Annotated in this window: 23 protein-coding genes; 14 read left to right on the plus strand and 9 right to left on the minus strand. The window is 60.9% G+C overall.

Annotated features, from left to right (window positions below):
- Positions 1–197: 197 nt before the first annotated feature.
- From ACIGEK_RS04415 to ACIGEK_RS04425, 3 genes are all read right to left on the minus strand, one after another.
- A complete protein-coding gene (locus ACIGEK_RS04415; RefSeq protein ID WP_397492129.1) occupies positions 198–1604 on the minus strand; it encodes an HDOD domain-containing protein in 1407 nt (468 codons plus the stop codon).
- A gap of 90 nt (positions 1605–1694) precedes the next feature.
- Positions 1695–3770 carry an ATP-dependent DNA helicase RecG gene (gene recG / locus ACIGEK_RS04420; RefSeq protein ID WP_397492130.1) on the minus strand — a complete coding sequence of 692 codons (2076 nt, stop codon included), beginning with the start codon at positions 3768–3770 and terminating at the stop codon, positions 1695–1697.
- Between the two features lie 8 nt (positions 3771–3778).
- Positions 3779–4705: a hydrogen peroxide-inducible genes activator gene (locus ACIGEK_RS04425; protein ID WP_090379691.1), complete on the minus strand. Its 927-nt coding sequence runs from the start codon at positions 4703–4705 to the stop codon at positions 3779–3781.
- A 268-nt stretch (positions 4706–4973) separates the two neighbouring features.
- On the opposite strand from ACIGEK_RS04425, the gene ACIGEK_RS04430 reads away from it, so the two are divergent.
- The 14 genes from ACIGEK_RS04430 to ACIGEK_RS04495 all read left to right on the plus strand — a co-directional run bounded on the left by ACIGEK_RS04430 (position 4974) and on the right by ACIGEK_RS04495 (position 20744).
- Entirely contained in the window at positions 4974–5387 is a 414-nt protein-coding gene (locus tag ACIGEK_RS04430; RefSeq protein WP_090250607.1) for an NADH-quinone oxidoreductase subunit A, read from the plus strand.
- A gap of 10 nt (positions 5388–5397) precedes the next feature.
- Positions 5398–6075, plus strand: coding sequence for an NADH-quinone oxidoreductase subunit B family protein (locus ACIGEK_RS04435; RefSeq protein ID WP_274087011.1), 678 nt, complete (start codon positions 5398–5400; stop codon positions 6073–6075).
- Positions 6076–6131: 56 nt separating this feature from the next.
- Positions 6132–7913, plus strand: coding sequence for an NADH-quinone oxidoreductase subunit C/D (nuoC, locus tag ACIGEK_RS04440; RefSeq protein WP_397492131.1), 1782 nt, complete (start codon positions 6132–6134; stop codon positions 7911–7913).
- Position 7914: 1 nt separating this feature from the next.
- The gene (gene nuoE, locus ACIGEK_RS04445) at positions 7915–8427 is read left to right on the plus strand and encodes an NADH-quinone oxidoreductase subunit NuoE (RefSeq protein ID WP_397492132.1); all 513 of its coding nucleotides are present in this window, start codon (positions 7915–7917) and stop codon (positions 8425–8427) included.
- Positions 8424–9773, plus strand: coding sequence for an NADH-quinone oxidoreductase subunit NuoF (nuoF, locus tag ACIGEK_RS04450; protein ID WP_397492133.1), 1350 nt, complete (start codon positions 8424–8426; stop codon positions 9771–9773). Before nuoE ends, nuoF begins: the two co-directional genes overlap by 4 nt.
- Before the next feature lie 95 nt (positions 9774–9868).
- Positions 9869–12604, plus strand: coding sequence for an NADH-quinone oxidoreductase subunit NuoG (nuoG, locus tag ACIGEK_RS04455; protein WP_397492134.1), 2736 nt, complete (start codon positions 9869–9871; stop codon positions 12602–12604).
- Positions 12601–13593 (plus strand): NADH-quinone oxidoreductase subunit NuoH, encoded by a 993-nt coding sequence (nuoH, locus tag ACIGEK_RS04460; RefSeq protein ID WP_397492135.1) that lies wholly within the window; start codon positions 12601–12603, stop codon positions 13591–13593. The genes nuoG and nuoH overlap by 4 nt, the downstream gene beginning before the upstream one ends.
- 12 nt (positions 13594–13605) lie before the next feature.
- Entirely contained in the window at positions 13606–14154 is a 549-nt protein-coding gene (gene nuoI / locus ACIGEK_RS04465; protein WP_397492136.1) for an NADH-quinone oxidoreductase subunit NuoI, read from the plus strand.
- An 8-nt stretch (positions 14155–14162) separates the two neighbouring features.
- Positions 14163–14672 (plus strand): NADH-quinone oxidoreductase subunit J, encoded by a 510-nt coding sequence (gene nuoJ, locus ACIGEK_RS04470; protein WP_397492137.1) that lies wholly within the window; start codon positions 14163–14165, stop codon positions 14670–14672.
- On the plus strand, positions 14669–14977 hold the full coding sequence (gene nuoK, locus ACIGEK_RS04475) for an NADH-quinone oxidoreductase subunit NuoK (RefSeq protein ID WP_397492138.1): 309 nt from the start codon (positions 14669–14671) through the stop codon (positions 14975–14977). Before nuoJ ends, nuoK begins: the two co-directional genes overlap by 4 nt.
- Positions 14974–16824 (plus strand): NADH-quinone oxidoreductase subunit L, encoded by a 1851-nt coding sequence (gene nuoL / locus ACIGEK_RS04480; protein ID WP_397492139.1) that lies wholly within the window; start codon positions 14974–14976, stop codon positions 16822–16824. Before nuoK ends, nuoL begins: the two co-directional genes overlap by 4 nt.
- Positions 16825–16839: 15 nt before the next feature.
- The gene (gene nuoM, locus ACIGEK_RS04485) at positions 16840–18369 is read left to right on the plus strand and encodes an NADH-quinone oxidoreductase subunit M (protein ID WP_397492140.1); all 1530 of its coding nucleotides are present in this window, start codon (positions 16840–16842) and stop codon (positions 18367–18369) included.
- A gap of 23 nt (positions 18370–18392) precedes the next feature.
- Complete coding sequence (nuoN, locus tag ACIGEK_RS04490; RefSeq protein ID WP_397492141.1) at positions 18393–19868, plus strand: NADH-quinone oxidoreductase subunit NuoN; 1476 nt, start codon at positions 18393–18395, stop codon at positions 19866–19868.
- Between the two features lie 24 nt (positions 19869–19892).
- Positions 19893–20744, plus strand: a complete 852-nt coding sequence (locus ACIGEK_RS04495) for an SDR family oxidoreductase (RefSeq protein WP_397492142.1) — start codon at positions 19893–19895, stop codon at positions 20742–20744.
- Between the two features lie 183 nt (positions 20745–20927).
- Here ACIGEK_RS04495 and ACIGEK_RS04500 read toward each other — a convergent pair whose 3' ends face one another.
- From ACIGEK_RS04500 to ACIGEK_RS04525, 6 genes are all read right to left on the minus strand, one after another.
- Positions 20928–21662: a hypothetical protein gene (locus ACIGEK_RS04500; RefSeq protein WP_397492143.1), complete on the minus strand. Its 735-nt coding sequence runs from the start codon at positions 21660–21662 to the stop codon at positions 20928–20930.
- 47 nt (positions 21663–21709) lie between these two features.
- A complete protein-coding gene (locus ACIGEK_RS04505; RefSeq protein WP_090250570.1) occupies positions 21710–22090 on the minus strand; it encodes a RidA family protein in 381 nt (126 codons plus the stop codon).
- Between the two features lie 147 nt (positions 22091–22237).
- Positions 22238–24346, minus strand: a complete 2109-nt coding sequence (gene spoT / locus ACIGEK_RS04510; protein WP_397492145.1) for a bifunctional GTP diphosphokinase/guanosine-3',5'-bis pyrophosphate 3'-pyrophosphohydrolase — start codon at positions 24344–24346, stop codon at positions 22238–22240.
- A 60-nt stretch (positions 24347–24406) separates the two neighbouring features.
- Entirely contained in the window at positions 24407–24670 is a 264-nt protein-coding gene (gene rpoZ, locus ACIGEK_RS04515) for a DNA-directed RNA polymerase subunit omega (protein ID WP_090250565.1), read from the minus strand.
- Between the two features lie 114 nt (positions 24671–24784).
- Entirely contained in the window at positions 24785–25405 is a 621-nt protein-coding gene (gmk, locus tag ACIGEK_RS04520) for a guanylate kinase (protein ID WP_397492146.1), read from the minus strand.
- Positions 25406–25454: 49 nt separating this feature from the next.
- Positions 25455–26318, minus strand: coding sequence for a YicC/YloC family endoribonuclease (locus ACIGEK_RS04525; RefSeq protein WP_397492147.1), 864 nt, complete (start codon positions 26316–26318; stop codon positions 25455–25457).
- Between the last annotated feature and the right edge of the window lie 17 nt (positions 26319–26335).

Genomic DNA, 26335 nt, shown 5'->3' on the forward strand with positions numbered 1-26335 from the left:
ATCCAACTGAAACGAATAAGGGGCCCGTAGGCCCCTCTGTGTTTTCTGCAGCTTTAGCAGGCTGTTGAAAAACTACCTGCGTTGCCATCGCGGCGTTAAAAACAGTCTCAAAATGCTCATTTACAACTCGTAAACTCCGCTTTCTCGCCTGTTTTTGCCTTGCGCTGGCTGCCTCGCCAACGTTTTTAAACGGCCTGCTAGTGCGCGGGATGGAATTGCGCGGCCAGTTCGCGTAGCGCGACTTCGGCGGCCAGCACCTTGCTTACCGCCTCTTCCGCTTTTTCACGGCTGATGCCGAGGTTGTCGAACAGGCTTTGCGGGATCTCGCTCTGCGGGCCGGCGCCGATGCCACGGTTGCGCAGCAGGCTGACCGACAGGCACACCAGGTTCGGGTAGGTTGCGTGTGGGCCGGTGTATTCAGGGTCGTGCTGGAAGCGCAGGGCGCTGGCCAGTTCTTCCGGCATATCCCAGTAGCGCATCAACCAGGCACCGATCTGCTCGCGACTGATGCCGAGCAGATGCTGCTCGATATAGCTGTGCGACAGGTGTGGGTTGACCTCCAGGTGCCGGCAGATCAGCGAGAAGTGCGGCGGAAACACGTGCGCCAGCACCAGGTAGCCGAAGTTGTGCAGCAGGCCGGCCAGATAGGTCAGACCGGCTTCCGGGCGTTGCGCGCGTGGAATGGCGCGGGTCAGGCCTTCAATCACTGCGGCGCTGTAGATCGCCTGTTGCCAGTAAGGCGTGGCCTGTTGTGGATGGTCTTTGGGCAGGCTCAGGGTTTTGCCCAAGGCCAGGCCCAGGGCCAGATTGATGACCAGATCGAAGCCCAGCACGCGGACGATGGCGTCTTCCACCGAGCGGATCTTGCCGGGGGCGGCGTAATAGGGCGAGGCGGCCCAGCTAACCACCTGGGCGGCCAGCGCTGGGTCGGTTTCGACCACACCGGTGATGTCATCCACGGTGGCATCCGGGTCGACACGCAGTTTGATGATTTTCTGCGCGGTTTCCGGCAGCGGTGGAATCTCGATGGTTTCTTCCAGGCGTTGCTGGATACGCCGCGCGGTAAAGGCTTGCACCGCCAGGGTGATTTCGGCGCGGTCGTCGTCAGGGCGATCGAGGTTCAGGCGAATATTGCTCAGCGGCTCACCAAAACGTGCGGCACTGGCCTTATTCAACAGACTTTTGAACACATCGGTGCTCAGTTCCAGCAGCACGCCGCGCTGGCCGGACTCGATATACAGGCTGGGTACCTGCAGCAGGCGTTCGTCATACAAGCAGGGCGAGCTGGTCAGCGGCGGCAGACCGGGGAGCACTTTCAGGTTGTGCTTGCCGAGCATGCGTTCCAGACGCTCCGGTTTGACTGCAGTCAGTTGGCGGCCAGTCAGTTCGGTCAGGCGATTAAGGTCAAGCAGCTGACTCTGCGGGTAGAGCACCAGTAGTGCGCCGACAGCATCATCGAGTAATACCGCCTGTAGGCGCTGAGCGGCCGGCAGGCCGGGCAGGTCGCGGCAGACTTGGTAGGGCAGGCCGAGCTTTTCCAGCAGTTGCAGAATCACCGCGGGCGGCTGCGGAGCGGTGTCGGTGGCTAGGGCAAGTTCAGTCATGGCGGTATCCGGCTGAGGCAGCAATTCTTCGAGTATAAACAGCGGGCTTGTGAACCGGCGGCGCAGGCGACGGCTGCCCTGTGCGTTGGTTCACACTTGCCCGTATTGTTGGCCATGCCGCAACCAGCGTTCAAGTAGCGGGCTGACGTGCTGCGGCCAGTGTTCCAGTAGAGCCTGCGCGGCGTCGCGTACGGCGGGCAGCAGGTCGGCATCGCGCATCAGATCGGCCACCTTGAACTGCAGCAGGCCGGTCTGGCGGGTGCCGAGCATCTCGCCGGGGCCGCGTAGCTCCAGGTCCTTTTCAGCGATAACGAAACCATCGCAGGTCTCGCGCATGATTGCCAGGCGTTCGCGGCCTAGCTGCGACAACGGCGGGTGATAGAGCAGCAGGCAATGGCTGGCGGCGCTGCCGCGACCGACCCGGCCTCGTAGCTGGTGCAGCTGTGCCAGGCCCAGGCGCTCTGGGTTCTCGATAATCATCAGGCTGGCATTCGGTACGTCGACGCCGACTTCGATCACCGTGGTGGCCACCAGCAGCTGCAGCTGGCCTTGTTTGAACTGATCCATCACTGCGGCTTTTTCCGCCGGCTTCATACGCCCGTGGATCAGCCCCACGTTCAGCCCGCCGAGCGCTGCAGCCAGGTCGGTGAAAGTGGTTTCGGCCGCCTGGCAGGTCAGCTCCTCGGACTCTTCGATCAGCGTGCACACCCAATAGGCCTGACGCCCTTCGTTGCAGGCCATTCGCACTCGCTCGACCACTTCCAGGCGGCGGCTGTCGGCGATCACCAGAGTGTTTACCGGGGTACGGCCTGGCGGCAGTTCGTCGAGAATTGAGGTGTCGAGGTCGGCGTAGGCGCTCATCGCCAGGGTCCGTGGGATCGGTGTGGCAGTCATGATCAGCTGGTGCGGGCACATACGCCCGCCAATGCCTTTCTGGCGCAGGGCCAGGCGCTGCTGCACACCGAAGCGATGCTGCTCATCGATGATCACCAGGGCCAGCTTGGCAAAGCGCACTTCATCCTGAAACAGCGCGTGGGTGCCGACCACCATGGGCGCGCCTGCGGCGATCTGCTCCAGGGCACTCGCGCGGGCCTTGCCCTTGAGCTTGCCGGCCAGCCAGGCGACGTCCAGGCCCAGCGGCGCCAGCCATTTGCTGAAGTTGATGAAATGCTGCTCGGCAAGAATCTCGGTAGGTGCCATCAGCGCTACCTGGTAACCGGCCTCCAGCGCTTGCAGTGCGGCAAAGGCGGCAACCACGGTCTTGCCGGCACCTACATCGCCCTGCACCAGGCGCAGCATCGGTTCGCTCTGGCTGAGGTCGTAGGCGATTTCCGCGCCGACCCGTTGCTGCGCGCCGGTGGGGGTAAAGCCCAGGTTGGCCAGGTATTGCTGCGGCAGCGTTTTCGCCAGGGGCAGCGCAGGAGCCTGCTGCGCACGTACGCTTTCGCGCAGACGCTGCAGTGACAGTTGATGTGTCAGTAGTTCCTCAAAGGCCAGGCGATGCTGGGCCCAGTGGCGGCCTTCGGCGAGTTCTTCCAGGTCAGCATCCGGCGGCGGTCGATGCAGGTAACGAATCGCCTGATCGAGTGGGCTGAGGTGGTAATCGTCGGCCAGTTCGCGCGGTAGCCAATCCGGCAGGCTGTGCGGGCCGAGGCGCGCCAAGGCCTGCTCGCTGAGTTGGCGCAGGCGTTGTTGGGTCAGGCCTTCGGTGGTCGGGTAGATCGGCGTGAGGGTCTGTTCTACGGCGATTTGCTCGCTGCCTGACAGTGCGCGGTATTCCGGGTGATAGATTTCCAGACCTGAGGAACCGGGCCTTACTTCACCGTAGCAGCGCACTTGGGTGCCGCGCTTGAGGCCTTCTTTCTGCGCCTGGCTGAAATGGTAGAAGCGCAAGGAGAGGGTGCCGCTGCCGTCCTGCAGGCGTACCAGCAGACTGCGGCGACGACCCATGACCACGTCAGCACCGGCGACGATGCCTTCAACGACCGCGTCCTGACCGGGGCGCAGGGCGCCAATCGGCACAATACGGGTGCGGTCCTGGTAACGCAGCGGTAGGTGAAACAGCACGTCCTGCAGGGTTTCCAGGCCGACCTTGGCGAGCTTTTCGGCCAGGGCCGCACCCACGCCTTTCAGCGCGGTGACAGAAACCGCAGCCAGTTCGGTCATGACCTGTCTTAGCTGCTCTTGGGCAGTGGTTTGGCCACCGAGCACAGGCGGATCGAGTCGGTCAGTACTTCGATGGCATTCGGCCGTGGGAAGCTGGCGCGCCAGGCGATAGCTACAGTGCGGAAAGGCGTAGGCGGGCTGAGCGGGCGCACTTCAATCACGCCAGGGGCGTAGTGGTGGCTGTCGACTGCGGAGAACGGCAGGATCGACACGCCAAGGCCCGAGGCGACCATATGGCGGATGGTTTCCAGCGAGCTGGATTCCACCGTGGTGTGCTTGGCGCTGTCTTCGCCGCCCTTGCGCAAGGTCGGGCAGGCTTCCAGCACCTGATCGCGGAAGCAGTGGCCTTCGCCGAGCAGCAGCAGGCTCTTGTCATTCAGCAGCTTGCTGTCGATGGTTTTCATCGCGGCCCAAGGATGGCCGGCCGGCAGCAGGGCGTAGAACGGCTCGTCGTACAGCGGCTTGGTCAGCACATCGGCTTCATGGAACGGCAGGGCGATGATTATTGCGTCTAGCTCGCCATTGCGCAGCTTATCGCGCAGCACGTGGGTGAAGTTTTCTTCGATATACAGCGGCATCTGCGGCGCGACGCGGTGCAGTTGCGGAATCAGATGAGGGAACAGATACGGGCCGACGGTGTAGATCGCACCGATTTTCAGCGGTGCAGCCATCTGGTTCTTGCCGGCCTGGGCCAGTTCGCGGATGCCCTGGGCCTGCTCCAGAACCTTCTGCGCCTGGGTAACGATGCCTTCACCGACCGGGGTCAGGCGTACTGCGCTCTTGCTGCGTTCAAAGATCAGCACACCCAGCTCATCTTCGAGTTTCTTCACCCCCACCGAAAGCGTCGGCTGGCTGACATGACAACGCTCGGCGGCGCGGCCGAAGTGCTGTTCCTGAGCGAGGGTGACTATGTAGCGCAGTTCGGTGAGGGTCATAGTCTTTATCCATTGAGATGCAGGCAAGCATAGCGGCTGTCTTCAATGGAACCAACTGCTGATGCGGTTCCGCATCTGTGGTTGATGTGCTGAACGGGTTTTGGCGATTGGCTACGCTTTAATGTCGCTTTGTGAACAGAAAATAATTAGTTACTAAAGCGTTGTGCGAATAGAATTGCGACCATACTTTGCGAGCGACCCTGGCTGGGTTTTGCACTCGCCACAATAAAATTATACAAGCCGTTCCTTTTATCCAAGGAGTACCGGCATGCCTGATGCGGTAACGACGATGTCCCATAACTGGGCTTTTGCTGTGTTCTTGCTAGGAGTCTTCGGGCTTATTGGCTTTATGCTTGGCCTATCCAGCCTGCTGGGTAGCAAAGCCTGGGGTCGCAGCAAGAACGAGCCCTTTGAATCCGGTATGTTGCCCGTCGGCAGCGCGCGTCTGCGCCTGTCAGCCAAATTCTATCTGGTCGCGATGCTCTTCGTGATCTTCGACGTTGAAGCCCTCTTTCTCTTCGCTTGGGCAGTTTCGGTGCGCGAAAGCGGCTGGGCTGGGCTAATCGAAGCTACAGTCTTTATAGCAATTCTGTTGGCAGGTCTTGTCTACCTTTGGCGGATCGGGGCGCTCGATTGGGCTCCTCAGGGTCGTCGTGAGCGGCAGGCGAAGCTAAAACAATGAGGCTTTGGCAATGCAATACAAACTTACTCGGATCGATCCGGATGCGCCTAATGAGCGCTATCCGGTCGGCGAGCGGGAGACTGTTTCCGACCCGCTGCTAGACGATCAAGTCCACAAGAACATCTACATGGGCAAGCTCTCGGATGTTCTCAATGGTGCAGTGAACTGGGGGCGCAAGAACTCCCTGTGGCCCTATAACTTCGGGCTGTCCTGCTGCTATGTGGAAATGACCACTGCCTTTACCGCGCCGCATGACGTAGCCCGGTTTGGTGCGGAAGTGATTCGAGCCTCCCCACGCCAGGCGGACTTCATGGTCATCGCCGGCACCTGCTTTATCAAGATGGCTCCGGTCATCCAGCGCTTGTATGAACAGATGCTGGAACCCAAGTGGGTGATCTCCATGGGCTCGTGTGCCAACTCTGGCGGTATGTACGACATCTACTCCGTGGTTCAGGGGGTCGACAAGTTCCTGCCGGTCGACGTCTATATTCCTGGTTGTCCGCCCCGCCCCGAGGCATTTCTGCAAGGCTTGATGCTGCTGCAGGAATCCATCGGCCAGGAGCGCAGGCCGTTGTCCTGGGTGGTTGGCGATCAAGGTGTTTACCGTGCCGACATGCCTTCGCAGAAAGAGCAGCGTCGCGCCGAACGGATCGCCGTGACCAATCTGCGCAGCCCCGACGAAGTGTAAGCCTGGGCACGACCCCGCCCGCCTACTGACGCCGTTGACCGATAGCGACCGAGACCATGACTGCAGAGAGCATTCTGTCCATACCGCCGTACAAGCCTGATGACCAAGATGTAGTCGTCGCACTGAATTCCCGTTTTGGCGCCGAGGCCTTTACCGCACAGAGCACCCGTACTGGCATGCCGGTGCTGTGGGTAGCCCGCGAGCGCCTGGTCGAGATACTGACTTTCCTGCGCAACCTGCCGCGCCCCTACGTCATGCTGTATGACCTGCATGGTGTCGATGAGCGCCTGCGCACCCAGCGCCGTGGCTTGCCCGGTGCGGATTTCACTGTGTTCTACCACCTGATGTCGCTGGAGCGGAACAGCGACATCATGATCAAGGTGGCGCTCAATGAGCGTGATCTGAATATGCCCAGCGTTACCAGCATCTGGCCCAACGCCAACTGGTATGAGCGTGAAGTCTGGGACCTCTACGGCATTCATTTCAGCGGTCACCCGCACCTGACCCGGATCATGATGCCGCCGACCTGGGAAGGTCACCCGCTGCGCAAGGATTACCCGGCGCGCGCCACGGAGTTCGATCCGTTCAGCTTGACCCTGGCCAAGCAGCAGCTCGAGGAAGAGGCCGCACGCTTCAAACCGGAAGACTGGGGCATGAAACGCGGTAGCGAGCATGAGGACTACATGTTCCTCAACCTTGGCCCGAATCACCCGTCGGCCCACGGTGCGTTCCGCATCATTTTGCAGCTCGATGGTGAAGAGATCGTCGATTGCGTACCGGAGATCGGCTATCACCACCGTGGTGCCGAGAAGATGGCCGAGCGTCAGAGCTGGCACAGTTTTATTCCCTACACCGACCGCATCGACTACCTCGGTGGGGTGATGAACAACCTGCCGTACGTGTTGGCCGTGGAAAAGCTCGCGGGCATCACCGTGCCGCAGCGGGTCGACGTGATTCGTATCATGCTGGCCGAGTTCTTCCGCATCACCAGCCACCTGCTGTTCCTCGGGACTTATATTCAAGACGTCGGTGCGATGACGCCGGTGTTCTTCACCTTCACCGACCGCCAGCGCGCCTACAAGGTGATCGAAGCCATCACCGGTTTCCGCCTGCACCCGGCGTGGTATCGCATCGGCGGCGTTGCTCACGACCTGCCGCGCGGCTGGGATAGACTGGTTAAAGAGTTTGTCGACTGGCTGCCCAAGCGCCTCGACGAGTACGAAAAAGCTGCGCTGAAGAACAGCATTCTCAAAGCGCGGACCGTCGGTGTGGCGCAGTACAACACCAAAGAAGCGCTGGAATGGGGCACCACCGGTGCCGGCTTGCGTGCCACGGGCTGTGATTTCGACCTGCGCAAAGCGCGGCCATATTCCGGCTACGAGAACTTCGAATTCGAAGTGCCGCTGGCGGTCAATGGCGATGCCTACGACCGTTGCATGGTGCGTGTAGATGAGATGCGTCAGAGCATCAAGATCATCGATCAGTGCCTGCGCAATATGCCGGCTGGCCCTTACAAGGCGGACCATCCGCTGACCACTCCGCCGCCGAAAGAGCGCACGCTGCAGCACATTGAAACCTTGATCACCCACTTCCTGCAGGTTTCCTGGGGCCCGGTGATGCCGGCCAACGAAAGCTTCCAGATGATCGAGGCGACAAAAGGCATCAACAGTTATTACCTGACCAGCGACGGCAGCACCATGAGCTACCGCACGCGTATTCGCACGCCAAGCTTCCCACACTTGCAGCAGATCCCTTCGGTGATTCGCGGCAGCATGGTGGCTGACCTGATTGCGTATCTGGGCAGTATTGACTTCGTTATGGCCGACGTGGACCGCTGACATGATCCAGACAACCAACAGCAGCACACTTATTCAGACTGACCGTTTTGCCCTGAGCGAAACCGAGCGCTCGGCCATCGAGCATGAAATGCATCACTACGAAGACCCGCGCGCGGCGTCGATCGAAGCGCTGAAGATCGTGCAAAAGGCCCGTGGTTGGGTGCCGGACGGCGCGTCGGATGCCATCGGCGAGATTCTCGGCATCCCGGCTAGCGATGTTGAAGGTGTGGCCACCTTCTATAGTCAAATTTTCCGACAGCCGGTGGGGCGGCACATCATCCGCGTGTGCGACAGCATGACCTGTTATATCGGCGGCCATGAGTCGATTGTCGAGAGCATCCAGCAACAACTGGGCATTGGCCTCGGCCAAACCAGTGCCGACGGCCGCTTTACCCTGCTGCCGGTCTGCTGCCTGGGCAACTGCGACAAGGCGCCGGCGGTGATGATTGACGATGACACCTTTGGCAATCTGCATGCCGACGGCGTCGCCAAACTGCTGGAGGCCTACGCATGACTACGCTGACGTCCATGGGGCCGGCTAACACCATCGCCCGCAGTGAAGAAACTCACCCGCTGACCTGGCGCCTGCGTGACGACGGCCAACCGGTGTGGCTGGAGGAGTACCAGCAGAAGAATGGCTACGCTGCTGCGCGTAAAGCGCTGAGCGAAATGGCCCAGGCCGATATCGTGCAAACGGTGAAGGACTCTGGCCTCAAGGGTCGCGGCGGTGCGGGCTTTCCCACTGGGGTGAAGTGGGGCCTGATGCCCGCCGACGAATCGATGAACATCCGCTACCTGCTGTGCAACGCGGATGAAATGGAGCCCAACACCTGGAAAGACCGCATGCTGATGGAGCAGCTGCCGCACCTGTTGGTGGAAGGCATGCTGATTTCTGCGCGCGCGCTCAAGGCCTATCGCGGCTACATCTTCCTGCGCGGTGAATACGTCGATGCTGCGGCGAATCTGAATCGCGCTATCGAGGAAGCCAAGGCCGCCGGCCTGCTCGGCACGAATATTCTTGGCAGCGGCTTCGATTTCGAGCTGTTCGTCCACACCGGTGCCGGCCGCTATATCTGCGGTGAAGAAACCGCACTGATCAACTCCCTCGAAGGTCGCCGCGCCAACCCGCGCGCCAAACCGCCGTTTCCTGCTGCAGTCGGGGTGTGGGGCAAGCCGACTTGTGTGAATAACGTGGAAACCCTGTGCAACGTGCCGGCCATCGTCGGCCATGGCGTTGACTGGTACAAAAGCCTGGCCCGCCCCGAGAGTGAAGATCACGGCACCAAGCTCATGGGTTTCTCCGGCAAGGTGAAGAATCCTGGCCTGTGGGAACTGCCCTTTGGTGTGAGCGCCCGTGAGCTATTCGAAGACTATGCTGGCGGCATGCGCGACGGCTACACGCTGAAATGCTGGCAGCCTGGTGGCGCTGGTACCGGCTTCCTTCTGCCCGAGCACCTCGATGCGCTGATGTACGCCGGCGGTATCGGCAAGGTTGGTACGCGCATGGGCACCGGCTTGGCCTTGGCGGTGGACGACAGCATCAGCATGGTTTCGCTGCTGCGCAATATGGAAGAGTTCTTCTCCCGCGAGTCCTGCGGCTGGTGTACCCCGTGCCGTGATGGCCTGCCCTGGAGCGTGAAGATTCTCCGCGCTCTGGAGCGCAAGCAAGGCACTCAGGAAGACATCGACACGTTGCTCGGCCTGGTCAATTTCCTTGGCCCCGGCAAGACCTTCTGCGCCCATGCACCGGGTGCCGTCGAACCGCTGGGCAGTGCGATCAAGTATTTCCGTTCGGAGTTCGAGGCTGGCGTCGCCAGCGCGGCGGCTCCGGCAGCGACGGGGCAATTCGCTCCCGCGTAAAAAATGGCGCTCTGGCGGCCACTGACCTGGCCCCGCAGCACACCGTGATTCCATTAGCCAAGCCTGCTTCGGCGGGTAAAGAAGAAACCTGAACCATGGCCACTATCCACGTAGACGGCAACGATTTCGAAGTCGATGGGGCGGACAACCTGCTACAGGCCTGCCTGTCCCTCGGTCTTGATATCCCTTACTTCTGCTGGCACCCCGCGCTCGGTAGCGTAGGCGCCTGTCGCCAATGCGCGGTCAAGCAGTACAGCGATGAAAACGACACGCGCGGGCGTATCGTTATGTCCTGCATGACGCCGGCCACTGACAACACCTGGATCAGCATCGACGATGAAGAGTCCAAGGCGTTCCGCGCCAGCGTCGTCGAGTGGCTGATGACCAACCACCCGCACGACTGCCCGGTGTGCGAGGAGGGTGGCCATTGCCACCTGCAGGACATGACGGTGATGACGGGTCACAACCAGCGCCGTTATCGTTTCACCAAGCGTACCCACCAGAACCAGCAGCTCGGGCCGTTCATTTCTCATGAGATGAACCGCTGCATCGCCTGCTACCGCTGCGTGCGTTACTACAAGGATTACGCCGGAGGTACTGACCTGGGTGTGTATGGCGCGCACGACAACGTGTACTTCGGTCGGGTCGAAGACGGCGTGCTGGAAAGCGAGTTCTCCGGCAACCTGGTCGAGGTCTGCCCGACCGGTGTGTTTACCGACAAGACCCACTCCGAGCGCTACAACCGCAAGTGGGACATGCAGTTTGCCCCGAGCATCTGCCATGGCTGCGCCAGCGGCTGCAACATCAGCCCCGGCGAGCGTTATGGCGAACTGCGGCGCATCGAGAACCGCTTCAACGGTGATGTGAACCAGTATTTCCTCTGTGACCGTGGCCGTTTCGGTTACGGCTATGTAAACCGTGCTGACCGTCCGCGTCAGCCGCTGTTGGTCAGCGCCGATGGCAATCAGCAGCTGGGCCTCGATGCGGCTCTAGACAAGGCTGCCGAGCTGCTCAACGGTAAGCGGGTGATTGGCATTGGCTCGCCACGCGCCAGCCTGGAGAGCAACTTTGCCCTGCGTGAGCTGGTTGGCGAAGCCGGCTTCTTCAGCGGTATCGCCGCTGACGAGCTGGAGAATATCCGCCTGATCCGCGACATCCTGCAGAACGGCCCACTGCCCGTGCCGACCCTGCGTGAAGTGGAACAGCACGACGCAGTGTTTATTCTCGGCGAAGACCTGACCCAGACTGCTGCGCGCCTGGCTCTGGCCCTGCGCCAAACGGTCAAAGGCAAAGCCATCGAGATCGCCGCCGGGGCGAAGATTCAAGAGTGGCATATGGCGGCTGTGCAAAACGTTGCGCAGGACGCGCTGAACCCGCTGTTTATCGCCAGCGTTACGTCTACCCGTTTGGATGATATTGCCGAAGCGTGCGTGCATGCAGCGCCGGCCGACTTGGCGCGTATCGGTTTCGCCGTGGCCCACGCCATCGACCCGAGCGCACCAGCAGTTAACGGTCTGGATGCAGATGTTGGCGAGTTGGTGCAGTTGATTGCCGAGGCGCTGCTAGAAGCCAAGCGTCCGTTGATCGTCTCTGGCGCATCTCTCGGTGAAAAGAGCCTGATTGAGGCTGCAGCGAATATCGCCAGCGCACTGAAGAATCGCGAGAAGAACGCCTCCATCAGCCTGGTTGTGCCGGAAGCCAACAGCATGGGCTTGGCCTTGCTGCTGGGCGACACCTTCGCCGGCAAGTCCGTTGATGGCGCGCTGCAGGCGCTGACGACTGGCCAGGCTGACGCGGTGATCGTGCTGGAAAACGACCTCTATCGCCGCGCCGAGAGAGCCAAGGTGGATGCCGCACTGGCCGCCGCCAAGCTGGTGATTGTGGCGGATCACCAGATGACCGCTACCAGCGCCAAAGCCCACTTGCTGCTGCCTGCGGCCAGCTTTGCCGAAGGCGATGGCACCCTGGTCAGCTTTGAAGGCCGCGCCCAGCGCTTCTTCCAGGTGTTCGAGCCGAGCTACTACGACGCCGGTATTCTGATCCGCGAAGGCTGGCGCTGGCTGCATGCGCTGCACAGCACAATCCAGGGCAAACCGGTCGACTGGACCCAGTTGGATGAAGTCACTGTTGCCTGCGCTGCGGCTAACAAGCCGTTGGCGCGCATCATCGAAGCCGCGCCCAATGCCTCGTTCCGCATCAAGGGGCTGAAACTGGCCCGCGAGCCGCACCGTTACAGCGGTCGCACGGCGATGCGCGCCAATATCAGCGTGCACGAACCGCGTCAGCCGCAGGATAAAGACTCGGCCTTTGCTTATTCCATGGAAGGCTATTCCGGCAGCAAGGAAGACCGTCAGCAGATTCCGTTCGCCTGGTCGCCGGGCTGGAACTCGCCGCAAGCCTGGAACAAGTTTCAGGACGAAGTCGGCGGCCACCTGCGTGCCGGCGACCCTGGCGTGCGTCTGCTGGAAGGCAACGGCGTTGCGTTGCCCTGGTTCAACGTACCGCCAGCCTTTAACCCGGCTCCTGGCACGTTACAGGCTGTGGCACTGCATCATCTGTTTGGCAGTGAGGAAACCTCGGCTGGGGCCGCGCCGCTGCAGGAACGCATCCCCGTACCTTACGCGTTGCTAGCCACGGCCGAAGCGCAGCGTTTGGGCGTGAATGACGGCGCATTGCTCAGCCTGACGGTTAAAGGACAAGCCTTGCGTTTGCCCGTGCAGATCACCGAAGAGTTGGCTATTGGCATCGTCGGGCTACCGGTGGGCTTGCCGGGTATTCCCGCGCAGATCGCCGGCGCCGTGGTCAGCCACATTGAGGAGGCCGCGCAATGAGTTGGCTAACGCCTGAGGTGATCGATGTGCTGATCGCGGTGCTCAAGGCCATCGTGATTCTACTGGTGGTGGTGGTCTGCGGCGCGCTGCTGAGCTTTGTCGAGCGGCGCCTGCTGGGCTGGTGGCAGGACCGCTACGGCCCGAACCGGGTCGGCCCGTTCGGCATGTTTCAGATCGCCGCCGATATGATCAAGATGTTCTTCAAGGAAGACTGGACGCCGCCGTTCGCCGACAAGTTCATCTTTATCTTGGCGCCGATGATCGCCTTTGCCGCCATGCTGATGGCCTTCGCGATCATTCCGATCACTCCGAACTGGGGCGTGGCGGATCTGAACATCGGCATCCTGTTTTTCTTCGCTATGGCCGGCCTGTCGGTGTATGCGGTGCTGTTTGCCGGCTGGGCGAGTAACAACAAATTTGCCCTGTTAGGTGCGCTGCGCGCCTCGGCGCAAACCGTATCTTACGAGGTGTTCCTGGCACTGGCGTTGATGGGCATCGTCGCTCAGGTTGGCTCGTTCAACATGCGCGATATTGTCGATTACCAGGCGGAAAACCTATGGTTCATCATTCCGCAGTTTTTCGGCTTCTGTACCTTCTTTATTGCCGGCGTGGCGGTGACTCACCGTCACCCGTTCGACCAGCCAGAAGCCGAGCAGGAGCTGGCCGATGGTTACCACATCGAATACGCCGGGATGAAATGGGGCATGTTCTTCGTCGGTGAGTACATCGGCATCATCACCATCTCGGCGCTGCTGGTGACCCTGTTCTTCGGCGGTTGGCACGGCCCGTTTGGCATTCTGCCGCAGATTCCGTTTATCTGGTTCGCCCTGAAAACCTGTTTCTTCATCATGATCTTCATCCTGCTGCGCGCTTCGATTCCGCGCCCACGGTATGACCAGGTCATGGCCTTCAGCTGGAAGTTCTGCCTGCCGCTGACCCTGATCAACCTGCTGGTGACCGGCGCTGTTGTGCTGGCTACGGCCCAGTAAGGAGAAACACACATGTTCAGCTACATCAAAGATATTGTGATCGGCACCTACACCCAGTTGCGCAGCATGGTCATGGTGTTCAGCCATGGCTTCCGCAAGCGCGACACCCTGCAATATCCGGAAGAGGCGGTGTACCTGTCGCCGCGCTACCGTGGCCGCATCGTGCTGACCCGCGACCCGGACGGCGAAGAGCGCTGCGTGGCGTGCAACCTGTGTGCGGTGGCTTGCCCTGTGGGTTGCATCTCGCTGCAGAAAGCCGAAACCGAAGACGGTCGCTGGTATCCGGATTTTTTCCGCATCAACTTCTCGCGCTGCATTTTCTGCGGTTTGTGCGAAGAAGCCTGCCCGACTACGGCGATTCAGCTCACCCCGGATTTTGAAATGGGCGAGTTCAAACGTCAGGACCTGGTGTACGAGAAAGAAGACCTGCTGATTTCCGGCCCGGGTAAAAACCCGGACTACAACTTCTACCGCGTCGCCGGTATGGCCATCGCTGGCAAGCCGAAAGGCGCTGCGCAAAACGAAGCCGAGCCTATCAACGTCAAAGGTCTATTGCCCTAGGAGGGGATATGGAATTCGCTTTCTACCTCGCCGCCGGCGTTGCCGTGGCGGCCACATTCAGGGTGATCACCGCGAGCAATCCGGTACACGCCCTGTTGTATCTGATTCTCTCGTTGTTGGCCGTGGCCATGACCTTCTTCACCCTCGGTGCGCCGTTTGCCGGCGCCCTGGAGATCATTGTCTACGCCGGCGCGATCATGGTGCTGTTCGTATTTGTGGTGATGATGCTCAACCTCGGCCCTCCAGCGGTCGAGCAAGAACGTCAGTGGCTGACGCCTGGCATCTGGACTGGTCCGGCAATTCTCTCGGCGCTGCTGCTGGGGCAATTGCTTTATGTGCTGTTTCAGTCGCCCAGTGGTGCGGCCCTCGGTTTGCAGACCATTGATGCCAAGGCCGTCGGCATTGCCCTGTACGGGCCTTACCTGCTGGCGGTGGAGCTGGCTTCGATGCTGTTGCTTGCCGCGTTGGTCGCGGCCTATCACCTCGGCCGTCACGATGCCAAGGAGCCAACCGCATGACTGCGATTCCCATGGAACACGGCCTGGCATTGGCCGGCGTGTTGTTCAGCCTTGGCCTGATTGGTCTGATGGTGCGGCGCAACATCCTGTTTGTGCTGATGAGCTTGGAAGTGATGATGAATGCCACCGCCCTGGCCTTTGTGGTGGCCGGCAGCCGTTGGGCTCAGCCTGATGGCCAGGTGATGTTTATTCTGGTGATCACCCTGGCAGCCGCCGAGGCCAGTATTGGCTTGGCGATCCTGTTGCAGCTGTATCGCCGCTTCAACACCCTCGATGTCGACGCTGCCAGCGAGATGCGCGGATGAACCTTCTATTTCTGACTTGTGTGTTCCCCCTGCTGGGCTGGTTTCTCCTGGCCTTCTCGCGTGGGCGTTTCTCCGAAAACCTCTCAGCGCTTATTGGCGTCGGTTCAGTGGGCCTATCCGCCCTGATTGCGGCCTGGGTGATCGTGCAGTTCAACCTAAACCCGCCACCCAACGGCGTGTTTACCCAGGTGCTCTGGCAGTGGATGAGCGTGGCGGGCTTTGCGCCGAGCTTCACCTTGTATCTGGATGGCCTGTCCGTGACCATGCTCGGCGTGGTGACTGGCGTGGGCTTTCTGATTCACCTGTTTGCCAGTTGGTATATGCGCGGGGAGGAGGGCTATTCGCGCTTCTTTGCCTATACCAACCTGTTTATCTTCAGCATGTTGCTGCTGGTGCTGGGCGACAACCTGCTGATGCTCTACTTCGGCTGGGAAGGCGTGGGGCTGTGCTCCTATCTGCTGATCGGCTTCTACTTCAAGCACACCGCCAACGGCAACGCGGCGCTCAAGGCCTTTATCGTCACCCGCATCGGCGACGTGTTCATGGCCATCGGCCTGTTTATCCTGTTCCTGCACCTAGGCACCCTGAATACTCAGGAGCTGATGCTGCTGGCCCCGCAGAAGTATGTGGAAGGGGAAAGCTGGCTGTGGATCGCCACCCTGATGCTGCTCGGCGGTGCGGTCGGTAAGTCTGCTCAGCTGCCGTTACAGACCTGGCTGGCCGATGCCATGGCTGGCCCGACGCCGGTGTCGGCATTGATCCACGCGGCGACCATGGTTACCGCCGGTGTCTACCTGATCGCACGGACCCACGGCCTGTTCCTGCTGACCCCGGATATCCTCGAGCTGGTCGGTATCGTTGGCGGCGTGACCCTGGTGCTGGCCGGCTTCGCCGCGCTGGTGCAGACCGACATCAAGCGCATCCTCGCCTACTCGACCATGAGCCAGATCGGCTACATGTTCCTCGCTCTGGGCGTGGGTGCCTGGGACGCGGCGATCTTCCATTTGATGACTCACGCCTTCTTCAAGGCGCTGCTGTTCCTTGCTTCCGGTGCGGTGATCAACGCCTGCCACCACGAGCAGAACATTTTCAAAATGGGCGGCCTGTGGAAGAAACTGCCGTTGGCCTACGCCAGCTTTATCGTCGGCGGTGCGGCCCTGGCGGCATTGCCGTTGATCACGGCCGGCTTCTACTCGAAGGACGAAATCCTCTGGGAAGCCTTTGCCAGCGGCCATCAATGGCTGCTGTATGCCGGCTTGGCGGGCGCTTTCCTGACCTCGCTCTACACCTTCCGGTTGATCTTTATCGCCTTCCACGGCGAGCAGCAGACCGAGGCCCATGCCGGCCATGGCGTGGCTCACTGGCTGCCACTGGTGACCCTGATTGTACTGTCGACCTTTATCGGTGCGCTGATCAGCCCGCCACTGGCTGGCGTGCTACCGCAGAGCGTCGGGCATGCCGGCGGCGAGGCCAAGCACAGCCTGGAAATCGCTTCCGGGGCTATCGCGATCATCGGCATCGTCCTGGCCGCGTTGCTGTTTCTCGGCAAGCGCAGCTTCGCCACAGCGGTGGCGCAGAGTGCGCCAGGGCGCTTCCTGTCGGCCTGGTGGTTCGCGGCCTGGGGCTTCGACTGGCTCTACGACAAGCTGTTCGTCCAGCCGTACCTGTTGCTTTGCCGGTTGCTCGGGCATGACCCGATTGACCGCAGCATTGGCCTGATTCCGCGTCTGGCGCGAGGCGGTAACGCCTTGCTGGCCAGCAGCGAGACCGGCCAGGTGCGCTGGTACGCCACATCGATAGCCGGGGGCGCCGTGCTGGTGCTCGCCGTTCTCCTGTTTCTAAATTAAGGAAAATAGCCCGTTATGATTCTGCCCTGGCTAATCCTGATCCCCTTCATCGGCGGCCTGCTGTGCTGGCAGTGCGAGCGTTTCGGCAGCACCTTGCCGCGCTGGATCGCCCTGCTGACCATGGCCCTGCTGTTCGGCCTGGGCCTGTGGCTGTGGGCCACTGGCGACTTCAGCCTGGCCCCTGCTCCGGGTGCTGAGCCGCAGTGGGCGGCCGAATTCCAGGTGCCGTGGATCGAGCGTTTTGGCATCAGCATCCACCTGGCGTTGGATGGCCTGTCGGTGCTGATGATCAGCCTCACCGGTCTGCTTGGTGTGCTCTCGGTGCTCTGCTCGTGGAACGAGATCCAGAACCGCGTCGGCTTCTTCCACCTCAACCTGATGTGGATTCTCGGCGGCGTAGTTGGCGTGTTCCTCGCCGTCGACCTGTTCCTGTTCTTTTTCTTCTGGGAAATGATGCTGGTGCCGATGTACTTCCTCATCGCGCTCTGGGGGCATAGCGGCAGTGATGGCAAGACCCGTATCACTGCCGCGACCAAGTTCTTTATCTTCACCCAGGCCAGTGGCCTGATCATGTTGCTGGCGATCCTCGGCCTGGTGTTCGTGCACTTCGACCAGACCGGCGTGCTGACCTTCAACTACGCCGATTTGCTTAACATCAAGATGGCTGCCGGCACCGAGTACATTCTGATGCTCGGCTTCTTTATCGCCTTCGCGGTGAAGTTCCCGGTGGTGCCGTTTCACTCCTGGCTGCCGGACGCCCACGCCCAGGCGCCGACTGCCGGCTCGGTGGATTTGGCCGGTATCCTGCTGAAAACCGCTGCCTACGGTCTGATGCGTTTTGCTCTGCCGCTGTTCCCCAATGCCTCGGCCGAGTTTGCGCCGATCGCCCAGTGGCTTGGCGTGTTCGCCATCATCTATGGCGCGCTGCTGTCGTTCGCGCAGACCGATATCAAACGCCTGGTGGCCTACTCCAGCGTGTCGCACATGGGCTTTGTGTTGATTGCCATTTACTCCGGCAGTGAAATTGCTCTGCAGGGTGCGGTGGTACAGATGATGGCTCACGGTCTTTCGGCGGCGGCACTGTTCATTCTTTGTGGTCAGCTGTATGAGCGCCTGCACACACGTGACATGCGCGAGATGGGCGGTATCTGGGCGCGGATGCCCTGGCTGCCGGCGTTGAGCCTGTTCTTTGCCGCAGCGGCGCTGGGCTTGCCGGGCACCGGCAACTTTGTCGGTGAGTTCCTGATCCTGATCGGCAGTTTCCAGAGTGCGCCGTGGGTCACTGTGCTGGCCGCCACGGGCCTGGTGTTCGGCTCGGTCTATTCGCTGATCATGATTCACCGCGCCTACTTTGGCCCGGCCAAGGCGGAAACCGCGTTGCCTGGCCTGCAGCTGCGCGAGCTGAGCATGGTGCTGGGCCTGGCCGTGCTGCTGATCCTGCTTGGGGTTTACCCGCAGCCGGTGCTCGACACCTCCGCCGCCAGCATGCAAGGCGTGCAGCAGTGGCTGGGTAGTGCCCTCAATCAACCTGTTTTGGCCCGGTGAGCGGCTTAATGGAAAGTCATGCTATGCAACTGACGACTCAACATTTCATCGCGCTGCTGCCGTTGCTGATTACCAGTGCCACGGTGGTGCTGGTGATGCTGGCTATCGCCTGGAAACGCAACCACACGCTGACCTTCGGCCTCTCGGTGCTGGGGCTAAACCTGGCCTTGCTATCGCTGCTGCCGGCTCTGGAGGTAACGCCTATTGAGGTCACGCCGCTGTTGCTGGTGGATAAATTCGCCTGCTACTACATGGCCCTGGTGCTGGCGGCGACGCTGGCCTGCGTGACGCTGACTCACGCTTACCTGGGCGGTGAGTCAGGCAAGGGTTACCCGGGCAACCGTGAAGAGCTTTACCTGCTGATGCTGCTGTCCGCTGCCGGCGGACTGGTATTGGTTAGCGCGCAGCACCTGGCTGGTCTGTTTATCGGTTTGGAACTGCTGTCGGTGCCGACCTACGGCATGATTGCGTACGCCTTCTTCAACAAGCGCTCGCTCGAAGCCGGTATCAAATACATGGTGCTGTCGGCCGCAGGCAGCGCGTTTCTACTGTTCGGCATGGCGCTGCTGTTTGCCGAGTCGGGCAACCTGACCTTCGCCGGCATCGGCGCCAAGCTGGCGGCTGATGGTTTGCCGAGCATGTTGGCGCAGTTAGGCGTGGGCATGATGCTGATCGGCCTGGCGTTCAAGCTGTCGCTGGTGCCGTTCCACCTGTGGACGCCGGATGTCTACGAAGGCGCACCGGCGCCGGTGGCGGCTTTCCTCGCCACAGCCAGTAAGGTTGCGGTGTTCGCCGTGTTGTTGCGTTTGTATCAAATGTCGCCGGCTATGGCTGGCGGCTGGCTGAATGACCTGCTGACACTGATTGCCATTGCCTCGATCATCTTCGGCAACCTGTTGGCACTGTTGCAGAACAACCTCAAGCGCCTGCTCGGTTATTCCTCAATCGCCCACTTCGGTTACCTGTTGGTGGCATTGATTGCCAGTAAAGGCTTGGCCGTAGAAGCGGTTGGCGTGTACCTGGCGACCTATGTGCTGACCAGCCTCGGCGCGTTCGGTGTGATCACCCTGATGTCGACGCCTTATAACGGCCGGGATTGTGATGCGCTGTACGAATACCGCGGGCTGTTCTGGCGCCGCCCGTATCTGACCGCAGTGCTGACCGTGATGATGCTGTCGCTGGCGGGTATTCCGCTGACCGCCGGGTTTATCGGCAAGTTCTATGTGGTCGCCGCCGGTGTGCAATCGCAGCAATGGTGGCTGCTCGGCGCGCTGGTGCTTGGCAGCGCCATTGGCGTGTTCTATTACCTGCGGGTGATGGTCACCCTGTTTATGGTCGAGCCGAATCTGCGTCGCCACGATGCCCCTTTCAACTGGGCGCAACGCGCCGGCGGCATGATGCTGCTGTTCGTCGCCGTGCTGGCGTTCTTCCTCGGCGTATACCCGCAACCGCTGTTGGAGCTGGTGCAACAGGCCAGCTTGGTGGCACTGTTACCCTGATGAGTAACCAGGGAATACGCAACGATGAGTAAGACACTGATGATTGCCGGCTGTGGCGATGTTGGCAGCCGCCTGGGCCAGCAGCTGAATGCTGCGGGCTGGACGGTATACGGCCTGCGCCGCAGCGTAGCGCTGCTGCCACAGGGCATTCGCCCGGTTGCCGGTGATCTGCATGCTGACGCTTGCCCGGCTGCCTGGCCGAGCGAACCACTGGATTACCTGGTGTATTGCGCAGCCGCCACCGAGCACGATGAGGCCGGCTATCGCGCCGCCTATGTCGACGGCCTGCGTCGCGTACTGGCCTGGCTGGCGCAACAGGGCCAGCGGCCCAAGCGTTTGCTGTTTGTCTCCAGCAGTGGCGTGTATGGCCAACAGCTCGGCGAGTGGGTGGATGAAAATTCGCCTGCTGAGGCCGATAGCTACTCCGGACGGATTATGCGCGAAGCTGAGCAGCTGGCTTTAAATAGCGGGCTGCCCGCCAGCCTGGTGCGCCTTACCGGCATCTACGGTCCAGGCCGCGAATGGTTGCTCAAGCAGGTACGCCAGGGCTATCGGGTGGTCAATGAACCGCCGCTGTACGGCAACCGCATCCATGTCGATGACGCGGTGGGGCTACTGGCCTATCTGCTGCAGGCCGATGCCCGTGGTGTGGCGCTGGATGACTGCTATATCGGCGTCGACGACCAGCCTGCGCCGTTGTATGAGGTGGTGGCCTGGCTGCGCGAGCAGCTGGATGTCAGCCATTGGTCCGAGCAGTCGACGGTGCGCCGCTCCGGCAGCAAACGTTGCAGCAACGCCCGCGCTCGCGCACTGGGTTGGACGCCGCAGTACCCGAGCTATCGCGAGGGTTACCGGGCGATTCTGGCGCAGCTCTAACAGGCTGTTGAAAAACTACCTGCGTTGGTAATACTGCGTTAAAAACGGCCTCGGAATGCTCATTTACAGCCAGTAAACTCCGCTTCCTCGGCGCTTTGACCAGCCTGCGGCTGTTACTGCGTAGCGCCTTGTCTTGCCTGCCTCGATTACGTTTTTCAACGGCCTGCTAGCGTTTAGCGCGGCCTAGCGTTTGACCAGCAACCAGCGCTGCTGGCCTTTGTAGTAGCTGGGCATTTCGTCGATCTGTGAGCGATTGAGTGCCTCGAAGACGCGTAGCTGATCACCTTCGCGTTCGAACAACCAGCTTTGACCCTGATCGCCCAGTTGCAGCCAGAGACTGTCGAATTCTTCGCTCATGGCCGCACAGTCGCCGGCCAGGCACAGTGCGTAGCGCTCCGCGCCTGGCAGACCCTGCAGGCTGCCATCGGCCTGGAACAGCACCAGGCCGCCTTCACCGATCCCTTCCTTGATCAGCCAGGTGCCGCCCAGGTAAGCACTGTACAGTGCCTGCTCGAAGCTGCTTCCCGGTGGTGCAAGCGGGCCGGGCGCTGCTGGCGCGCGGACAAAGCGTTGCTCGGGCCAGGTATCGCTTTGCGCCTGAGTCAGCTCATCGCCGCTGAGGCTCAGGGTTTCCTGAAAGTCCCCGTAGAAGTGCACGCGCAGCGCGCCGTCGGCCTGGCGTTCGATGCTGCCTTCGGCGCGTTCGAAACCATTGCTGAAGCTCGCCAGCTGGCGCTGGTTGTCGAGCTGCCATTCCAGATTGGGGCCATAGGCCAGCAGGGCTTCGCGCAGGTTGCCGTTTCTGACGGCAGCTTCAATGGCCGTCTGGTTGATCCAGGTTCCGCTGAGATCGTGTGAAGGGCTGGCGCAACCGCTGAGCAGGACGCCGGCGAGCAGGGCAACAAACAGGCAGCGCATGGGGCGTCCTCGGGAGGGAAGGGCGGGGCAATGGCCCCGCGAGGGACTTATTCGAGAACCAGAATAGCGTCCATTTCTACCTGCGAACCACGTGGCAGAGCAGCTACGCCGATGGCGGCGCGTGCTGGATAAGGCTGCTCGAAGTAACGGCCCATGACTTCATTGACCTTGGCAAAGTGCGACAGGTCGGTGAGGAAGATGTTCAGCTTGACGATATCTTTGAACGAACCGCCAGCTGCTTCAGCTACGGCTTTGAGGTTCTCGAATACTTGCACGGTCTGGGCTTCAAAGCCTTCCACCAGTTCCATGGTTTTCGGGTCCAGCGGGATCTGCCCGGACATGTACACGGTGTTGCCGGCCTTGATTGCCTGGGAGTAGGTGCCGATAGCGGCCGGGGCTTTGTCGCTGGTGATAACGCTCTTGCTCATGGGAACTCCTGCAAAGCTGATGTGGAAGAAGACTGCGGCGCGCATGGGCGCACTGCCAGTTAGATTGCCTAGGGTGGGTGAAAGCCACAGCACCTGTCAAAGTACAGCTGGCGGCTGATTACTTCGCTCAGTCTGAGTGTTGGCGAGTCAGGCGCGTGCGCGGGTGATGCGAATCACCCCAGTGAGGGCGCGTAGTTTCTTGATCACGCGGGCCAGGTGCACGCGGTCATGCACGCTGACGACCAGTTGCACGACGCTAATGCGGCCATCGCGCTCGTCCATGCTGATCTTCTCGATATTGCCATCGGCGGCATTCACACTGCCGGCCAGCAGGGCGATCAGGCCGCGCTGGTGTTCCAGCTCGACGCGCAATTCGACATTGAATTCCCCCGTCACATCCTTGGCCCACGACAGCTGGATGCATTTTTCCGGGTTGTGGCGGACATCGCCGATGTTCTTGCAGCTGTCCAGGTGAACTACCATGCCTTTACCGGCTGACAAGTGGCCGACAATCGGATCGCCTGGAATTGGCGTGCAGCAGCGTGCATAACTCAGCACCAGGCCCTCGGTGCCGCGAATTGCCAGTGGGCCTTCGCTGTTCGGCAGCGCTTCGTTGTTGTCGCTGAGCAGGCGGCGCGCCACCACATAGGCCATACGGTTGCCCAGGCCGATGTCTTCCAGCAGGTCTTCGATGACTTCCTGATGATATTCGGCAAGCACCGCCTGCACGCGCTCGGGCGAGAGCTTATCGATACGGCTTTCGAAGCTGGCGAGGACTTTGTTCAGCAGGCGTTCGCCGAGGCTGATGGATTCCGAGCGGCGTTGCAGTTTCAACGCATGACGAATATGCGTACGCGCCTTGCCGGTGACCACGAAGCTCAGCCAGGCCGGGTTTGGCCGTGCGCCGGGAGCACTGACGACTTCTACTGTCGAGCCGCTTTCCAGGGCTTGCGACAGCGGCGCCAGGCGGCGGTTGATGCGGCAGGCGATGCACGTGTTGCCAACGTCGGTGTGCACCGCGTAGGCAAAGTCGACCGCCGTGGAGCCTTTCGGCAGCTCCATGATGCGGCCTTTTGGCGTGAACACGTAGACTTCGTCGGGGAACAGGTCGATCTTCACGCTTTCGATGAATTCCAGCGAGTTGCCGGCGCGTTGCTGCATCTCTAGCACGCCCTTGACCCATTGCCGTGCGCGGGCGTGGCTGCCCTTGGGCTGGTCTTCCTCGTTGGATTTATACAGCCAGTGCGCGGCAATACCGTTGTTGGCCAGCTCTTCCATTTCACGGGTACGGATCTGGATTTCAATTGGTACGCCGTGCATGCCGAATAGCGTGGTGTGCAGCGACTGGTAGCCGTTGGCCTTGGGAATTGCGATGTAATCCTTGAAGCGGCCGGGCAGAGGCTTGTACAGGTTGTGCACGGCGCCGAGCACGCGGTAGCAGGTGTCGACCTTGTCGACAACGATGCGGAAGGCGTAGACGTCCATAATTTCGTTGAACGCCCGACGCTTGCCACGCATCTTCTGGTAGATGCCGTAGAGGTGCTTCTCGCGGCCCATCACCTCGCCTTCCATGCCTTCACGGGCCAGGCAGTGGGTGATCGACTCTTCGATCTTGTTGACGATTTCCTTGCGGTTGCCCCGAGCACGCTTGACCGCTGTGCGGATGCGCTCGGAGCGCATCGGATGCATGGCCTTGAAGCCCAGGTCTTCGAACTCGATGCGCATGCTGTGCATGCCCAGGCGATTGGCAATCGGTGCGTAGATTTCCAGGGTTTCCTTGGCGATGCGTCGGCGTTTTTCGCCGGACAGCACTTCCAGGGTGCGCATGTTGTGCAGGCGGTCAGCCAGTTTGACCAGGATCACGCGGATATCGCGGGCCATGGCCATGGCCATTTTCTGGAAATTCTCGGCCTGGGCCTCGGCCTTGGTCTCGAAGTTCATCTGGGTCAGCTTGCTGACCCCGTCGACCAGCTCAGCCACAGATTCACCGAACTGAGCGTCCAGGGCTTCTTTGGCGATACCGGTGTCTTCGATTACGTCATGCAGCATCGCGGCCATCAGGCTCTGATGGTCCATGTGCATATCAGCCAAGATGCTCGCCACCGCTAGGGGATGAGTGACGTAGGCTTCGCCGCTGCGGCGGCGTTGGCCGTCGTGGGCTTGTTCGGCGTAGAAATAGGCGCGGCGCACCAGGTTGACCTGGTCGCCGTCGAGGTAGGTCGAAAGTCTGTCGGCGAGGGCGTCTATGCTCGGCATGGGCGTTCCCCTTGCCGATTCAAATTACCCTGCGCCTGACGACGTCGACCCGGCATAGGCTTACAGAGGCTCGTTAGCCTCTTCCTCGAATGCAGCAAACAGTGGCTCTTCTTCGACGATATCGTCTTGGGCGATGACGTCGTAGCTCATCAGGCCAGCAGCGATTTCGCGCAGCGCGACTACGGTCGGCTTGTCATTTTCCCAAGCCAGCTTCGGCTCTTTGCCACCGGTAGCCAGTTGGCGCGAGCGCTTTGTGGCGAGCATGACCAGCTCAAAGCGGTTATCAACGTGATCCAGGCAATCTTCGACGGTAACGCGGGCCATGGTGTTCCTCGTAGCAAATGCGTAGTAGAGCTGGGCCCAAATGGGCGAGCGGACTGGATAGTCTAAAAAATCACCAGCATTAAGGGAAGCTTTGATTTGCCGCGGCGCGATAAGTCAGACCAGTAACTCGCTGAGCAAACCGCTGTGGCGTTGCTGTTGTGGACCTTGCAGCAGTTGATTGGCGCGGAAAATCGCCTTCAGATCGCTCAACGCGTGGGCGAAGTCATCGTTGATCAGCAGGTAATCGTATTCGACGTAATGGCTCATCTCGCTGACGGCTTCACGCATGCGTCGCTCGATGATCTCGCCGCTGTCCTGGCCGCGATTGGTCAGGCGGTGGCGCAGCGCTTCCTGGGTCGGTGGCAGAATAAAGATGGATTTGGCTTCCGGCATCAGTCGACGTACCTGCTGCGCGCCTTGCCAGTCGATCTCCAGAATCAGGTCGAAGCCGTCGCGCAGGGTCTGTTTGACCCATTCCTGCGAGGTGCCGTAGAGATTGCCGAAGACTTCCGCATGTTCAAGAAACTCGGTTTTGTCGAGCATGCTGTGAAACTGTTCGCGGCTGACGAAGTGGTAGTTCACTCCGTCCACCTCGCCCGGGCGCATGGCGCGGGTGGTGTGCGACACGGACACGCGAATCTGTGCTTCGCTGTCGATTAGCGCTTTGACCAGGCTGGTCTTGCCCGCCCCGGACGGGGCGGAAATGATGTACAGGGTGCCGGTGGTTATGCTCATGGATCAATCCTGGAACGCGTTGTTCGAAGAGTAGCAGTAGCGGTTTGGCTTACTCGATGTTCTGCACCTGTTCGCGCATCTGCTCGATCAGCACTTTCAGGTTTACTGCCGCCTGAGTACTGCGAGTGTCGAAGGCCTTGGAACCGAGGGTATTGGCTTCTCGGTTGAGTTCCTGCATCAGGAAGTCCAGGCGGCGGCCTGCCTGGCCGCCGGTTTTCAGCACGCGACGCACTTCGCTGACGTGGGTGCTGAGACGATCAAGCTCTTCGGCCACATCGCTTTTCTGCGCCAGTATCACCAGCTCCTGCTCCAAGCGCTGTGGGTCCAGCTCGGCCTGCATTTCGGCGCAGCGGTCGAGAATCTTCTGCCGTTGCCCGGCAAGCATCTGTGGCACTAGCTCGCGCAGGGCAACCACCTGTTCAAGGATGCTGTCCAGGCGCTCATTGAGCAGTTTGGCCAGCTCAGCGCCTTCACGCTCGCGGCTTTGCTTCAGCTCGTTCAATGCTTGGCTGAACAGGCTCAGGGCGTTTTGGTTCAGCGCTTGCGGGTCGGCGGCGTCGGCTACCAGTACGCCCGGCCAGCCGAGCACTTTCAGCGGATTGAGCGCGGCGGGTTGCTTGATCAGGCCGGCCACGCTCTCGGCGGCGGCGACCAGTTGCGCGGCGCGCTCAAGGTCGACTTGCAGGGCTTTGCCGGCATTGTCATCGCTGAAACGTAGGGTGCATTCGACTTTGCCGCGTGACAGGCCATTGCGAAGCGCTTCGCGCACTGCGCCTTCGAGGTCGCGAAAGCTTTCTGGTAGGCGCAGATGAGGTTCCAGATAGCGATGGTTGACCGAGCGCAGCTCCCAGCTCAGGGTGCCATTGGCGCCGGCCTGCTCGGCGCGGGCGAAGGCAGTCATGCTGTGGATCATGGGGCGAACCTCGCGAA

This window comes from Pseudomonas sp. NPDC079086 (assembly GCF_044542155.1).
Taxonomy (GTDB): domain Bacteria; phylum Pseudomonadota; class Gammaproteobacteria; order Pseudomonadales; family Pseudomonadaceae; genus Aquipseudomonas.

What these genes read in the sequence shown, in the direction of transcription:
- ACIGEK_RS04415 (WP_397492129.1), bottom strand. Translation starts at nt 1,604, where the DNA reads ATGACTGAACTTGCCCTAGCCACCGACACCGCTCCGCAGCCGCCCGCG.
- recG (WP_397492130.1), bottom strand. Translation starts at nt 3,770, where the DNA reads ATGACCGAACTGGCTGCGGTTTCTGTCACCGCGCTGAAAGGCGTGGGT.
- ACIGEK_RS04425 (WP_090379691.1), bottom strand. Translation starts at nt 4,705, where the DNA reads ATGACCCTCACCGAACTGCGCTACATAGTCACCCTCGCTCAGGAACAG.
- ACIGEK_RS04430 (WP_090250607.1), top strand. Translation starts at nt 4,974, where the DNA reads ATGCCTGATGCGGTAACGACGATGTCCCATAACTGGGCTTTTGCTGTG.
- ACIGEK_RS04435 (WP_274087011.1), top strand. Translation starts at nt 5,398, where the DNA reads ATGCAATACAAACTTACTCGGATCGATCCGGATGCGCCTAATGAGCGC.
- nuoC (WP_397492131.1), top strand. Translation starts at nt 6,132, where the DNA reads ATGACTGCAGAGAGCATTCTGTCCATACCGCCGTACAAGCCTGATGAC.
- nuoE (WP_397492132.1), top strand. Translation starts at nt 7,915, where the DNA reads ATGATCCAGACAACCAACAGCAGCACACTTATTCAGACTGACCGTTTT.
- nuoF (WP_397492133.1), top strand. Translation starts at nt 8,424, where the DNA reads ATGACTACGCTGACGTCCATGGGGCCGGCTAACACCATCGCCCGCAGT.
- nuoG (WP_397492134.1), top strand. Translation starts at nt 9,869, where the DNA reads ATGGCCACTATCCACGTAGACGGCAACGATTTCGAAGTCGATGGGGCG.
- nuoH (WP_397492135.1), top strand. Translation starts at nt 12,601, where the DNA reads ATGAGTTGGCTAACGCCTGAGGTGATCGATGTGCTGATCGCGGTGCTC.
- nuoI (WP_397492136.1), top strand. Translation starts at nt 13,606, where the DNA reads ATGTTCAGCTACATCAAAGATATTGTGATCGGCACCTACACCCAGTTG.
- nuoJ (WP_397492137.1), top strand. Translation starts at nt 14,163, where the DNA reads ATGGAATTCGCTTTCTACCTCGCCGCCGGCGTTGCCGTGGCGGCCACA.
- nuoK (WP_397492138.1), top strand. Translation starts at nt 14,669, where the DNA reads ATGACTGCGATTCCCATGGAACACGGCCTGGCATTGGCCGGCGTGTTG.
- nuoL (WP_397492139.1), top strand. Translation starts at nt 14,974, where the DNA reads ATGAACCTTCTATTTCTGACTTGTGTGTTCCCCCTGCTGGGCTGGTTT.
- nuoM (WP_397492140.1), top strand. Translation starts at nt 16,840, where the DNA reads ATGATTCTGCCCTGGCTAATCCTGATCCCCTTCATCGGCGGCCTGCTG.
- nuoN (WP_397492141.1), top strand. Translation starts at nt 18,393, where the DNA reads ATGCAACTGACGACTCAACATTTCATCGCGCTGCTGCCGTTGCTGATT.
- ACIGEK_RS04495 (WP_397492142.1), top strand. Translation starts at nt 19,893, where the DNA reads ATGAGTAAGACACTGATGATTGCCGGCTGTGGCGATGTTGGCAGCCGC.
- ACIGEK_RS04500 (WP_397492143.1), bottom strand. Translation starts at nt 21,662, where the DNA reads ATGCGCTGCCTGTTTGTTGCCCTGCTCGCCGGCGTCCTGCTCAGCGGT.
- ACIGEK_RS04505 (WP_090250570.1), bottom strand. Translation starts at nt 22,090, where the DNA reads ATGAGCAAGAGCGTTATCACCAGCGACAAAGCCCCGGCCGCTATCGGC.
- spoT (WP_397492145.1), bottom strand. Translation starts at nt 24,346, where the DNA reads ATGCCGAGCATAGACGCCCTCGCCGACAGACTTTCGACCTACCTCGAC.
- rpoZ (WP_090250565.1), bottom strand. Translation starts at nt 24,670, where the DNA reads ATGGCCCGCGTTACCGTCGAAGATTGCCTGGATCACGTTGATAACCGC.
- gmk (WP_397492146.1), bottom strand. Translation starts at nt 25,405, where the DNA reads ATGAGCATAACCACCGGCACCCTGTACATCATTTCCGCCCCGTCCGGG.
- ACIGEK_RS04525 (WP_397492147.1), bottom strand. Translation starts at nt 26,318, where the DNA reads ATGATCCACAGCATGACTGCCTTCGCCCGCGCCGAGCAGGCCGGCGCC.